The organism is Martinezella sp. CNPSo 3964 (genome assembly GCF_057784375.1).
Genome location: NZ_JBXSOW010000001.1, coordinates 1137235 through 1149780, shown reverse-complemented (window position 1 = coordinate 1149780; position 12546 = coordinate 1137235). Strand labels below are relative to the sequence as shown.

General features: G+C 61.0%; 12 protein-coding genes. 11 read left to right on the top strand and 1 reads right to left on the bottom strand.

The window, feature by feature from the left end; translation table 11 throughout:
* The first annotated feature begins 47 nt into the window (after positions 1–47).
* The 11 genes from AC13Q5_RS05635 (at position 48) to AC13Q5_RS05585 (ending at position 10401) form a co-directional block, all read left to right on the top strand.
* Positions 48–908 (top strand): S49 family peptidase, encoded by an 861-nt coding sequence (locus AC13Q5_RS05635; RefSeq protein WP_488501060.1) that lies wholly within the window; start codon positions 48–50, stop codon positions 906–908.
* Positions 909–924: 16 nt separating this feature from the next.
* Complete coding sequence (locus AC13Q5_RS05630; protein WP_075855600.1) at positions 925–1116, top strand: hypothetical protein; 192 nt, start codon at positions 925–927, stop codon at positions 1114–1116.
* Positions 1117–1180: 64 nt separating this feature from the next.
* Positions 1181–1411: an AbrB/MazE/SpoVT family DNA-binding domain-containing protein gene (locus tag AC13Q5_RS05625; RefSeq protein ID WP_075855599.1), complete on the top strand. Its 231-nt coding sequence runs from the start codon at positions 1181–1183 to the stop codon at positions 1409–1411.
* Entirely contained in the window at positions 1411–1815 is a 405-nt protein-coding gene (locus tag AC13Q5_RS05620; protein WP_075855598.1) for a PIN domain-containing protein, read from the top strand. The genes AC13Q5_RS05625 and AC13Q5_RS05620 overlap by 1 nt, the downstream gene beginning before the upstream one ends.
* Positions 1816–1934: 119 nt before the next feature.
* Complete coding sequence (locus AC13Q5_RS05615; RefSeq protein ID WP_015338989.1) at positions 1935–2894, top strand: glycine--tRNA ligase subunit alpha; 960 nt, start codon at positions 1935–1937, stop codon at positions 2892–2894.
* Between the two features lie 206 nt (positions 2895–3100).
* Positions 3101–3652: a LemA family protein gene (locus tag AC13Q5_RS05610; protein ID WP_488501059.1), complete on the top strand. Its 552-nt coding sequence runs from the start codon at positions 3101–3103 to the stop codon at positions 3650–3652.
* Positions 3653–3739: 87 nt separating this feature from the next.
* Positions 3740–4996, top strand: a complete 1257-nt coding sequence (locus tag AC13Q5_RS05605; RefSeq protein WP_488501171.1) for a 3-phosphoshikimate 1-carboxyvinyltransferase — start codon at positions 3740–3742, stop codon at positions 4994–4996.
* Between the two features lie 89 nt (positions 4997–5085).
* Positions 5086–7026: a DUF2207 domain-containing protein gene (locus AC13Q5_RS05600; RefSeq protein ID WP_488501058.1), complete on the top strand. Its 1941-nt coding sequence runs from the start codon at positions 5086–5088 to the stop codon at positions 7024–7026.
* Positions 7027–7206: 180 nt separating this feature from the next.
* Positions 7207–7662: an endonuclease domain-containing protein gene (locus tag AC13Q5_RS05595; RefSeq protein ID WP_457878161.1), complete on the top strand. Its 456-nt coding sequence runs from the start codon at positions 7207–7209 to the stop codon at positions 7660–7662.
* 1 nt (position 7663) lies between these two features.
* Positions 7664–9892 (top strand): glycine--tRNA ligase subunit beta, encoded by a 2229-nt coding sequence (gene glyS / locus AC13Q5_RS05590; RefSeq protein WP_488501057.1) that lies wholly within the window; start codon positions 7664–7666, stop codon positions 9890–9892.
* A 14-nt stretch (positions 9893–9906) separates the two neighbouring features.
* Complete coding sequence (locus AC13Q5_RS05585; RefSeq protein WP_075855592.1) at positions 9907–10401, top strand: 2-thiouracil desulfurase family protein; 495 nt, start codon at positions 9907–9909, stop codon at positions 10399–10401.
* Positions 10402–10474: 73 nt separating this feature from the next.
* On the opposite strand, the gene AC13Q5_RS05580 is transcribed toward AC13Q5_RS05585, so the two are convergent.
* A complete protein-coding gene (locus AC13Q5_RS05580) occupies positions 10475–12292 on the bottom strand; it encodes a methyl-accepting chemotaxis protein (protein ID WP_488501056.1) in 1818 nt (605 codons plus the stop codon).
* Positions 12293–12546 lie beyond the last annotated feature (254 nt).

Genomic DNA, 12546 nt, shown 5'->3' with positions numbered 1-12546 from the left:
CGTGCATACATCACGGGGCAGCAAACATCATGATTCAGGGATGACGAATGGTTGGGTTCTTGAGACGCATGCTTCCGAAGCGCTTCCGCAAGGAGGAGGTGATCGTCCCCGTCGTCCGTTTGAGCGGCGTCATCTCGTCCGGTGGTGGTCCCCTGCGGCAATCGCTGAACCTTGCAGGCTCATCCCAGGCGCTTGAAAAAGCCTTCGGCATGAAGACGGTGCCTGCTGTCGCCATTATCGTCAATTCGCCGGGTGGCTCTCCGGTGCAATCGCGGATGATCTACAATCGTATCCGCGATTTGGCCGTCGAGAAAAACAAGAAGGTCCTGGTCTTCGTCGAGGATGTCGCAGCATCCGGTGGCTATATGATCGCACTGGCAGGCGATGAGATCATCGCCGACGCCACCTCCATTGTCGGTTCCATTGGAGTCGTCTCGGGCGGCTTCGGTTTCCCGGAACTGTTGAAGAAGATCGGCGTCGAGCGCCGCGTCTATACCGCCGGCGATAACAAGGTGATCCTCGATCCCTTCAAGCCGGAGAAGGAAAAGGACATCGAATATCTGAAAAGTCTGCAGCTCGAGATCCACAAGGTCTTCATCGACATGGTGCTCGAGCGTCGCACAGGAAAGCTCTCGGCGGATGAAACAGTGTTCTCCGGCCTCTTCTGGACCGGCAGTCGCGGGCTGGAGCTTGGTTTGATCGATGGCCTCGGCGACATGCGTCAGGAATTGAGGAAGCGCTTCGGCGATAAGGTCAAGCCGATGTTGATTACTGCACCGCGCAGCCTTTTCGGCCGCAAGGCTCCGGGCATTTCGCTTGGCGGCATGGACGGTCTTGGCGCTGGGCTTGCATCCGGGCTTGCGGAGGCGGCAGAGGAAAGGGCATTGTGGAGCCGGTACGGATTGTAATCGGGAGTGCTGGGTAATGCCCCAGACCATCTTCTTCATCATCGCTGTCGGCGGCATCTGGTTGCTTTATCGACGCTTCGTGCGCGATGCCCAGAAGCTCGCCGAAAAGTCTCGCCGTGCCGAAACGGAACGCCGCACCGGCGCCATGGGAACCTTGGTCAAGGATCCGAAGACCGGCGAGTATCATGTGAAACGCGAGGATGAATAGGTCGAATTGCTGCGTTCGCGGGTTTTTGATATACTTTATCTAGTGTATATCATTGGAGCGTTTCATGCAGGTTGCAAAGTGGGGGAACAGTTTAGCCATCCGCATTCCTTCTGCGGTTGTGGATGCGCTCGATCTGAAGGAGGGCGACGATATCGTCGTGCGTGTCGGCACTGGAAACGCCTTCGAGATCGAGCGCGACGACAGGCGACAGAAAGCCTTGGAAAAGATCAGATCGTTCAAGCTCAAACTCCCTGAAGATTGGAAGTTTGACCGCGAAGACGCAAATTCCCGCTGATGCCGCCTGTTTTGGATTTTCTCGACACGAATGTTCTTCTCTATGCTCTTACGGCGGAAGAACAGGCCGAAAAGGCACAATCGCTGCTGGCGCAGCCATTCGCTATCAGCGCGCAAGCGCTGAACGAGTTCGCCAATGTCGGGCGCAAGAAGTTGAGAATGCCATGGGAGGACATCCATGAGGCAATCGAGGCTATAGTGGCAGTCGCCGCAATCATAGTTCCGGTAAATGAGAAGATCACGTTGACGGGACTGCGCCTTGCTCAACGCTACCAGCTTTCTTTCTATGATGCGACGATGGTTGCAGCGGCGATTGAGGCGGGTTGCGAGCGGTTTTATTCGGAAGATTTGCACAACGGCTTGGTGGTTGAGAAGCAATTGATGATTATCAATCCATTCGTCTAAAGACTGTGGGCTTGCGTACGGGCGATGCGCTCAAACTCGGCAGAGTAAAAACTTGACCCATTCGCCTCGCCGTGGCACCTGTCCGCCAGTCCATTCGCTAGCGGAAGAAATCAGTTCCCATGACTGCCAACGTGCCCGACCACATGAACCCGAAGCGCTCCTTTCAGGCGCTGATCCTGACGCTGCACAATTACTGGGCCGACAAGGGTTGCGCGGTTCTGCAGCCTTACGACATGGAAGTCGGCGCCGGCACATTCCATCCGGCGACCACGCTGCGTTCGCTGGGTCCGAAGCCTTGGCGGGCTGCCTATGTCCAACCGTCCCGCCGCCCGTCCGACGGTCGCTACGGCGAGAACCCGAACCGCTTGCAGCACTATTATCAGTATCAGGTCATCCTGAAGCCCAATCCGCCGAACCTGCAGGAACTCTATCTCGGCTCGCTGAAGGCGATCGGCCTCGATCCGCTTCTGCATGATATCCGTTTCGTCGAGGACGATTGGGAAAGCCCGACGCTCGGCGCATGGGGTCTCGGCTGGGAATGCTGGTGCGACGGCATGGAAGTCTCGCAGTTCACCTATTTCCAACAGGTCTGCGGCATCGAATGCGCGCCTGTTGCCGGCGAGCTGACCTATGGTCTCGAGCGCCTTGCCACCTATGTACAGGGCGTCGATAGCGTCTATGACTTGAATTTCAACGGCCTCGAAGGCGAAGACAAGATCACCTATGGCGACGTCTTCCTCCAGGCCGAGCAGGAATATTCCCGGCATAATTTCGAATATGCCAATACCGAGATGCTGCATCGCCATTTCATCGATGCCGAGAAGGAATGCCAGGCATTGCTGGCAGCCGGTGCGCCCGGCGACAGCGAAAACCAGCGCCTGCACAAGTGCGTCTTCCCGGCCTACGACCAGTGCATCAAGGCGAGCCACGTCTTCAACCTGCTCGATGCCCGCGGCGTCATCTCGGTGACGGAACGCCAGAGCTACATCCTGCGCGTGCGCACGCTGGCCAAAGCCTGCGGCGAGGCTTTCCTGCTGACCGATGCCGGCGGCATCAACTGGAACCAGCAGGCCGCTTGAGGCGGAAATGTCCCGGAGCGCATTACGTATGCGCTCCGCCGTGGATCACAGCTTGTGCCATATATTTCCGCGCAACTTTGAGCGGCGATCTCCGGGATTGGGCTGCATCGGTGCAGTCTCGGGCTGGCGTCATCGCTAAAGCCGGGTGACATTGCCGGCAAATCTGCCTAGTGTCCTTGCGGTTGCAGTCGCCCAGGGGATTCGAGATGTTTATTCTTCTAGCGATCATAGTGCTGGCCGCACTCTATGTCGTCTTCATCTACAACGGGCTTGTTCGCGCGCGACAAGTCGCGGAAGAGGCGTGGTCCGGCATCGACGTGCAGTTGAAGCGCCGCGCCGATCTCATTCCCAATCTGGTCGAAACGGTCAAAGGCTATGCCGGCCATGAGCGCCAGACCTTGGAAGAGGTTGTGGAGCTGCGCAACAAGGCGCAGGCGGTGCCGGCGGGGGACGTCGCGGCCCGCGGCCAGGCGGAGGGCTTGTTGTCGCAGGCGCTGGGCCGCGTGATCGCGCTTGCCGAAGCCTATCCCGATCTCAAGGCCAATACCAACTTCCTCGAATTGCAGCGCTCGCTGGAAGGCGTGGAAGGTGAAATTCAGATGTCCCGTCGCTATTACAATGGCGCTGCGCGCGATCTGAACGTCAAGGTCGAGAGCTTCCCGAATAACCTCATCGCCGGTCCTTTCGGCTTTGCCAAGAAGGCCTATTTTGAGATCACCAACGAAGCGGATCGTGCCGTTCCGACGGTAAAGTTCTGAGATTTCCGCTATCGGTTTTTCATGCGAGGCGGTAAAGGATGCCGACCGCAGGCCATCGGCCGCCTTCCTGACTGACCAAAGAGAATGATGATGGGTAGAGCCAAACTTACGATTATCCCGCCCGGCAAGCCTTTGACTGGACGCGCCATGCCGCCGGGATCGAAGTCGATCACCAACCGCGCGCTGCTGCTTGCAGGCCTTGCCAAGGGCACGAGCCGGCTGACCGGCGCGCTGAAGAGCGACGACACCCGTTATATGGCCGAAGCGCTGCGCGCCATGGGCGTTGTCATCGACGAGCCAGACGACACCACGTTCATCGTGACCGGCAGCGGCAAGCTGCAGGCGCCGGCAGCTCCGCTTTTTCTCGGCAATGCCGGCACGGCGACGCGCTTCCTGACGGCTGCTGCTGCACTCGTCGACGGCAAGGTCATTGTCGATGGCGACGCGCATATGCGCAAGCGGCCGATCGGCCCCCTGGTCGACGCGCTCCGTTCGCTCGGCATCGATGCTTCCACCGAAACCGGCTGCCCGCCTGTGACGATCAACGGCACCGGTCGCTTCGAGGCAAGCCGCATACAGATCGATGGCGGCCTGTCGAGCCAATATGTTTCGGCGCTACTGATGATGGCGGCAGGCGGCGACCGCGCTGTCGATATCGAATTGCTCGGCGAGCATATCGGCGCTCTCGGCTACATCGATCTGACGGTTGCAGCCATGCGCGCGTTCGGCGCAAAAGTGGAGCGCGTGAGCCCGGTTGCCTGGCGGGTGGAGCCGACAGGCTATCATGCGGCCGATTTCCTGATCGAGCCGGATGCCTCCGCCGCGACCTATCTCTGGGCAGCCGAAGTGCTGAGCGGTGGCAAGATCGATCTCGGCACGCCGGCGGAACAGTTCTCGCAGCCGGATGCGAAAGCCTATGACCTGATTTCGCAGTTCCCGCACCTGCCCGCCGTCATCGACGGTTCGCAGATGCAGGACGCCATCCCAACGCTCGCCGTCCTTGCCGCCTTCAATGAGACGCCTGTTCGGTTCGTTGGCATCGAGAACCTGCGCGTCAAGGAATGCGACCGTATCCGCGCCCTGTCGAGCGGCCTGTCGCGCATCGTTCCGAACCTCGGCACGGAAGAGGGTGACGATCTGATCGTGGCATCTGATCCGAGCCTCGCCGGCAAGGTGCTGCCGGCGGAGATCGACAGCTTCGCCGATCACCGCATCGCCATGAGCTTTGCCCTTGCCGGCCTCAAGATCGGCGGCATCACCATTCTCGACCCCGATTGCGTCGCCAAGACATTCCCGTCCTACTGGAACGTGCTGGCTTCGTTGGGGGTTGCCTACGAAGACTGACGCTCCTCCATCTCAAGGGAGGCTGAGCGCGGAACTATTCCTGACGTGAAGCGGCGCCGGCATCGGCGCCGCGGTTATCCTTTGGGGGAGTGATGACACGGCTTTGCGGGTTCTTCCTGGCTCTGTGCCTGCTGCTTTGCGCAACGGCTGTCACGGCGGCCGAGCTCATCACCAGCTTCGATCAGGCGATCGACCTCAATCGTGACGGCTCCATGCGGGTCGTCGAGACGATCTCCGTCAATGCAGAGGGCCAAAACATCCGCCGCGGCATCTTCCGGGATTTCCCGCTGACGATGACCGATGCCAGCGGTCGCGAGATCGAGGTGGACTTCAAGGTCGTGTCCGTCGAGCGCGACGGGCAGCCGGAGGATTGGCACAGCGAGCGCATCAAGGGCGGCGAGCGCATCTATATCGGCAACGCCGACAGAAGCCTCAGTCCTGGCCTGCATACCTTCCGTCTCACCTACGACACCAATCGCCAGATGCGCTATTTTGGCGATCACGACGAGCTCTATTGGAACGTGACGGGCAATGGTTGGCTGTTCCCGATCGTCAGTGCCAAGGCGACGGTCACGCTGCCGGATGGCGTGCAGCCGCAGCAGCTTGCCTTCTTCACCGGGCCGCTCGGCGCCACCGGCAAGAATGCGAGCGCTATCGCGCAGGGCAATACCGCAATCTTCGTCACGACCAGGTCGCTCGCACCGGGCGAGGGCCTGACGATCGCCATCAAGCTCGCGAAGGGCGCAATCACACCGCCGAGTGGCAGCCAGCAATGGGGCTGGTTCCTCCGGGATCATCTCGATACGATCATTGCCATCGGCGGGCTGATCCTGCTGTTTGCCTATTACATGCGCAGCTGGATCGCCGTCGGCCGCGATCCTCCGGCGGGCGTCATGGTCCCGCGCTGGGATCCGCCCGAAGGCATTTCGCCCGCGCTGGTCAACTATATCGACAACAAGGGCTTCGCCAGTTCCAGCTGGACAGCATTCTCCGCAACGGCGATCGATCTTGCCGTGCGCGGCTATGTCATTCTGGACGACCTGAAGGGAAAAGTGGTCATCCGCCCCTCGGGCAAGGCGGGAAGCGATCTCGGTGGCGGCGACAAGGTGCTCATGCAAGCCGTCGGACCATTCTCTCCGCTCGTCATCGACAAGGAAAACGGCGAGGCGGTGCAGCGGCTGGGTGCGAAGTTCCGCAGCGCGATCGAGCGCGACCATCGCGGCGAATATTACAAGGCCAATTCGCTTTACGTCATCGGCGGCATCGCGTTGTCCATCCTGATCCTGGCTTCCATCATCATCTTCGGCCGCCTGCATGAAAATGTGGTGCCGCTGATCCTCATGCCCGGCTTCCTGTCGATCTTCGTGACGATCTTTACCAGCATCATCGGCCGGAGGTTCCGGCGCCATAATGCCGGTCTCGGCCAGCGCATTATTTCCGTTCTGATCTGTGCATTCTTCGGCTTCGTCCTGGTATCCGCCATCGTCAACGGCTTTGCCGCCGCCGTCGTGCCGCTATGGGAGGCGGGTCTGCTGCCGCTGGTGGCCGGCATTGTCGGCATTTTCGCGCTCAACGTCGTCTTCTTTTTCATCATGGGCGCCCCGACGCCGCTCGGGCGCAAGATGATGGATGGCATCGCCGGCCTCAGGCAATATCTGACGCTCGCCGAACGCGACCGGATGAACATGCAGGGCGCGCCGCAGATGTCGCCGCAGCATTTCGAGAAGCTGTTGCCCTATGCGGTGGCGCTCGGCGTGGAAAAGCCTTGGTCTACCGCCTTCGAGACCTGGCTCGCTACGGCCGCGGGTGCCGCCGCCGCGGCTTACGCGCCGATCTGGTATTCCGGCGATTTCCGTCCGGGCAATATCGGCGGCACCATCGGCGACTTCTCCTCCTCCATGGCATCCACCATCGCCTCGACCATTCCCGCGCCCGTATCGAGTTCCTCCTCCGCCTTCGGCGGTGGAGGCGGCGGCGGTGGCGGTTCCTCCGGCGGCGGAGGAGGCGGAGGCGGCGGCGGCGGCTGGTAGTCAAACACCTCCCCTTTGAGGGGGGAGGTCGCCGCGGAGCGGCGGGTGGGGGTGACTGTTGTCTGGCTGCGGAGGTTGCGGCGGTCACCCCACCCCGGCCTTTGGCCGACCCTCCCCCTCAAGGGGAGGGTGTATATCGCGGTTTATTGATTTCGCCGTTTCAGCAACACGGAGATTCTTGTGCCCAAAACTCCCTCCAAGCTCGATCGCTTCAAAATCGCCAACAGCCGGCGTCTGCGCGCCGATGCGACTGATGCGGAAGCCAAGCTCTGGAAGCATTTATGGCGCATCCCGATCGAAGGGACGCATTTTCGACGCCAAGTCCCAATCGGGCGCTATTTCGCTGATTTCGCCTGTCATCAGATCGGCCTGATTATCGAGCTCGACGGCAGCCAGCATGCGGAAAACGCGGCGAGGCGTTACGATGCCGAGAGAACGGCCTATCTTCAAAGCCAAGGCTACCATGTTGCCCGATTCTGGAATGCGGAGGTCATGGATGAGATCGAGGCTGTTCTGGATACGATATTTGCCATTGTGCAGCAGCGGCAAATTTTGCTAGCAGAGGCCGACCGTTTTCACCCCACTCCGGCACACCGTGCCGACCCTCTCTCTCAAGGGGAGGGTGAGGAACCTTGACATGCCCGATCTCCTTCTCGAACTCCGCTCCGAGGAAATTCCCGCCCGTATGCAGCGCAAGGCTGCCGGCGATCTGAAGAAGCTGGTGACCGATGCCCTGGTCGAAGCGGGTCTTTCCTATGAGGGGGCCAGGGAATATTGGACGCCGCGGCGCCTCACGCTCGATATTCGCGGCCTGACGGCGCGCTCGGCCGATGTGCGCGAGGAACGCAAAGGGCCGCGCACCGATGCCAACGAGAAGGCGATCGAAGGCTTCCTGCGTGGCGCCGGCCTCTCCTCCATTTCCGAGGCGCAGGTGCAAAGCGACCCCAAGAAGGGTGATTTCTATGTTGCGATCATTTCCAAGCCCGGCCGCGCCGCGGAGGAAATTGTCGCTGCGGTCATGCCCGATATCATAAGAAACTTCCCCTGGGCGAAATCCATGCGCTGGGGCAAGGCATCGGTGAAGCCCGGCTCGCTGCGCTGGGTGCGCCCCCTGCAGTCGATCGTCTGCACCTTCGGCACCGAGCATGAAGAGACCGCCGTGATCCCCTTCGAGATCGACGGCATCGTCGCCTCGAACGTGACCTACGGTCATCGCTTCCATGCGCCCGAAGCCATCACGGTCAAGCGCTTCGAGGACTATGCCTCGAGCCTGGAAAAGGCCTATGTCGTTCTGGACGCGGAGCGCCGCAAGGACATCATTCTGCACGATGCCCGCGATGTCGCTTTCGCCAACGGCCTGGAACTGGTCGAGGACGAAGGCCTGCTGGAGGAAGTCTCCGGACTCGTCGAGTGGCCGCAAGTGCTGATGGGCTCCTTCGAGGAAGACTATCTGTCGATCCCGTCGGAAATCATCCGCCTGACCATCAAGACCAATCAGAAGTGTTTCGTCACGCGCCCGCAAGGCTCGCACCTCCCCCTTGAGGGGGGAGGTCGTAGCGAAGCTGCGGGTGGGGGTGATCTCACGTCTCAACAAAATCACCCCACCCCGGCACTGCGTGCCGACCCTCCCCCTCAAGGGGAGGGTGCCTTGTCCAACCGCTTCATTCTCGTCGCCAACATCCAGGCGACGGATGGCGGCAAGGAAATCATCCACGGTAACGGCAAGGTCGTGCGCGCCCGCCTGTCCGACGCGCTGCACTTCTGGAAGCGCGACCAGGGCGATCTGCCCGATCTCGAAACGCTGGAAACCTCCGCCAAAAAGTTTGGCCTCGATCTGAAGAAGCCGCTCGATCAGCGCATGGCCAAGCTCGACGCGTTGAACGTCACCTTCCATGCCAAGCTCGGCAGCCAGGGCGAGCGTGTCGCCCGCATCCGGGCGCTTGCCGCCGACCTCGCCAAGATCACTGGCGCCGATGCCGCTTTGGTCGACCGTGCCGTCGTGCTCGCGAAGGCCGACCTACGCACCGAAGCCGTTGGCGAATTCCCAGAGCTGCAGGGCGTGATGGGCCGCAAATACGCATCGTTGCAGGGCGAGAACGCCTCCGTCGCAACCGCGATCGAAGATCACTACAAGCCGCAGGGGCCTTCCGACCGCGTTCCCGAGGACAAGGTTGCGATCACGGTCGCGCTCGCCGACAAGCTGGACACGCTCGTCGGCTTCTGGGCGATCGACGAAAAGCCGACAGGCTCGAAGGATCCTTATGCGCTGCGCCGTGCCGCGCTTGGCGTCGTCCGCATTCTCCTGGAGCGCGGCGTGCGCCTGCCGCTGCTTGCGACCACGAGGGATGCCGATCTGCTCGCCTTCTTCCACGATCGCCTCAAGGTCTATCTGCGCGATCTCGGCGCCCGCCATGACCTGATCGACGCCGTGCTGACGCCGGAGGCAGACGACCTGCTGATGGTCGCCCGCCGCGTCGAGGCGCTGACGGCTTTCATCACCTCCGAAGACGGCAAGAATCTGCTTGCCGGCACCAAGCGCGCCACCCAGCTTCTGGCAGCCGAAGAGAAGAAGGGCACCGTCGTCGCCGACGGCGTTTCGGAAGCTCTTCTCAAGCTCGATGCGGAAAAGGATCTCTTCACCGCCGTCAAGGCTGCCTCCGCCGAAGCTTCCGATGCGATCGCCAAGGAAGACTTCCGCTCGGCCATGGCAGCACTTTCCAAGCTGCGCGCGCCGGTCGACCGCTTCTTCGAGGATGTGCTCGTCAATGATGAGGACGCCGCCATCCGCGCCAATCGTCTGGCGCTGCTGCGCCTGATCCGCGAGGCAACCGGCACCGTTGCCGACTTCTCGAAGATTGCGGGATAAGACATGGAGGCGCGATGACCGGAAAGATCCTCGTCAGCGCCTGCCTCATGGGCCATGCCGTCCGCTACGACGGCCGTTCCAAGCCGCTTGTCCATCCGGCGATCGACCGCTGGCGCGAGGAGGGGCGGTTGGTGACGATCTGTCCGGAAATGTCTGCGGGCATGGTTGTTCCCAGGCCGCCGGCCGAGATTGCTGGCGATGCCACCGGAGAGGACGTGCTTGCCGGCACCGCAAGGGTGATGGAGATCACCGGCGGCGACGTTACGGCGGAATTTCGTCAGGCGGCGGAAAACGCGCTGGCGCTGGCAAGGGAGACCGGCTGTCGCTATGCGCTCCTGATCGACGGTAGCCCGTCCTGCGGCTCCGGCTTCATCTATGATGGCTCATTTTCCGGCCGCCGACAGAATGGCCGAGGCGTCACAGCGGCGCTGCTCAAGCAGGCGGGTATCGAGGTTTACTCCGACCGCGAGATCGACAGGCTGGTCGAGCGTCTGAAATCGGCAGACTGAAGCAGGCAATCGCAGCTCAAAAGAAAACCGCCGGACGCGAGCCCGGCGGTTTCCTGTTTCTATCCTATGCCGCTCAGGCGGCGCGACGACGGTGATCCACCGCTGGATGGCCGTCGTTGACGCGGAAGCCGCGGATCAGCGCGAGAAGATCTTCCGTGTCGGCGGCGAGCGTCTCGGCCGATGCGGTGGTCTCTTCGGCCATGGCGGCGTTCTGCTGCGTGGCGGCGTCGAGCTGGTTCATCGAGGACGAGATCGAGCGCAGCGTCGTATCCTGCTCGGAGGCGCTGTGGGCGATCTTCGAGACGATTTCGTTGGCGGCCTTGATCTGGTCGGAGATGCGCTTCAGCGCTTCGCCTGCCTCGCCGACGAGGCGGACGCCTTGGTCGACCTGGCCGGAGGAGCGGGCGATCTGGTCCTTGATCTCCTTGGCGGCTGCCGCGGAACGCTGAGCCAGTTCGCGCACTTCCTGGGCGACGACGGCAAAGCCCTTTCCGGATTCGCCGGCTCGCGCTGCTTCGACGCCGGCATTGAGCGCCAGGAGGTTGGTCTGGAAGGCGATCTCGTCGATGACGCCGATGATCTTGCCGATCTCCGACGATGATTTCTCGATGCCGCTCATCGCTTCGATTGCCTGGGCAACCACCGCATCGCTGCGCGATGCTTCGGCGCTGACGGCATGAACGCGCTTGCTGGCTTCGTCGGCACCTTCCGCCGTCTGGCGAACGGCGACGGTGAGCTCGTCGAGCGCTGCCGAGGTTTCTTCCAGGCTGGCGGCCTGGCGCTCGGTGCGCTGCGACAGCTCGTTGGAGGCGCGGCGGATCTCTTCCTTGCTGAGGCCGATGTCATTGCCCTTGGCATTGACGCGACCCATAGCGGCTTCGAGATGCGACAGCGCCTCGTTGAAGTTGTTGCGAAGGCCGGCATAGCCGGCGCCGAGATCGCCGCAACGCACCGTGAGGTCGCCGCTGGCGAGATCCTCAAGCGATTTGCCGATGACGGAGACGACGCGGGCCTGTTCGCGCGCCTCGTCCTGCTGCTGGCGCAGGTTCTGCTCACGCTCGTTGCTGATTTCGAGTTCCTGTGCTGCCTGGCGATCCGAAAGGGCGTGGCGTTCGCGGATCTTTTCCTGCAGCGACTGGGTCGCCTTGGCCATCAGGCCGATTTCGTTGTGCATCTCGGTATGAGGGATGGCGGTCTTCACGTCTTCATCGGCCACGGCCTTCAAGGCAGCATGGACATCGCTGAGCGGCTTCGTGATGCCGCGGATGAAGTAGAAGGCGGCACCGATACCGACCAGAAAGACGATGCCGCAGATCAGCAGGGCGCGCCACATGGTGGCATTGATCTGCTCCTGCAGGTCATCCATATAGACACCGCATCCCAGAACGAGCTGCCAGGGTGCGAAGGCGGCCGAATAGCTGCCCTTCAGGAAGAAGTCGCTGTCGGGGTGACCGGGCTTGTTCCAGTAATAGATGGTGCGGCCGCCGCCCTTGATGGCCTTTTCCACCATTTCCTTGCTGAAATGGGTGCCGTTCTTGTCGACTTGGCCCGACATGTCCTTGCCGATGTTGACCGGGCTCGGGTGAATGCGCTGGATGACGTTGTAGTCGAAGCCGAAGAAATAGCCTGACGGCGTGAAGCTTACATGCGACAAGACCTTGAAGGCCTCGGCCTGGGCGGCCTCATGCGTCATCTCGCCGGATTTTTCGCGCTGATAATATTGGTTTAAAACGGAGATGCCGGATTCGACCTGCGTACGCAGCATGTCGAAGCGATCGTCGTAAATGGAATCGGCCTGGGACCGTATCTGGAAATAGGTCGCCACCGCAAAGGCAGCCATCAGGACGCCGAGCAGGGCAAATAATTGATGCGCAATCTTGAGATTCTTCATGGTATCCCCCACAGGTAAATGAATACCGGTGCGGTATCCTACCGCCTGTGCGATCGCCTGAGAGATCCTCAATACGCTTGCCGCCGCTCGAATGACATGCTGCTGTCCGGTGAGCAATAAAATCACCGCTTATGTCTAAAAAATCTTTAATTTTAGTGGGTTGGTTGCATATGTGCTAGATATGTAACCGGCGATATGCTTTGCGATTATAAATAATATTTATTTAAACTCACGAATAACTTGAGTTTATATGG

Bases quoted from the DNA above. Each gene is read 5' to 3' on its own strand.
- AC13Q5_RS05635 (WP_488501060.1), top strand. From the start codon at position 48: ATGGTTGGGTTCTTGAGACGCATGCTTCCGAAGCGCTTCCGCAAGGAG.
- AC13Q5_RS05615 (WP_015338989.1), top strand. From the start codon at position 1,935: ATGACTGCCAACGTGCCCGACCACATGAACCCGAAGCGCTCCTTTCAG.
- AC13Q5_RS05580 (WP_488501056.1), bottom strand. From the start codon at position 12,292: ATGAAGAATCTCAAGATTGCGCATCAATTATTTGCCCTGCTCGGCGTC.
- AC13Q5_RS05630 (WP_075855600.1), top strand. From the start codon at position 925: ATGCCCCAGACCATCTTCTTCATCATCGCTGTCGGCGGCATCTGGTTG.
- AC13Q5_RS05625 (WP_075855599.1), top strand. From the start codon at position 1,181: ATGCAGGTTGCAAAGTGGGGGAACAGTTTAGCCATCCGCATTCCTTCT.
- AC13Q5_RS05610 (WP_488501059.1), top strand. From the start codon at position 3,101: ATGTTTATTCTTCTAGCGATCATAGTGCTGGCCGCACTCTATGTCGTC.
- AC13Q5_RS05620 (WP_075855598.1), top strand. From the start codon at position 1,411: ATGCCGCCTGTTTTGGATTTTCTCGACACGAATGTTCTTCTCTATGCT.
- AC13Q5_RS05605 (WP_488501171.1), top strand. From the start codon at position 3,740: ATGATGGGTAGAGCCAAACTTACGATTATCCCGCCCGGCAAGCCTTTG.
- glyS (WP_488501057.1), top strand. From the start codon at position 7,664: ATGCCCGATCTCCTTCTCGAACTCCGCTCCGAGGAAATTCCCGCCCGT.
- AC13Q5_RS05585 (WP_075855592.1), top strand. From the start codon at position 9,907: ATGACCGGAAAGATCCTCGTCAGCGCCTGCCTCATGGGCCATGCCGTC.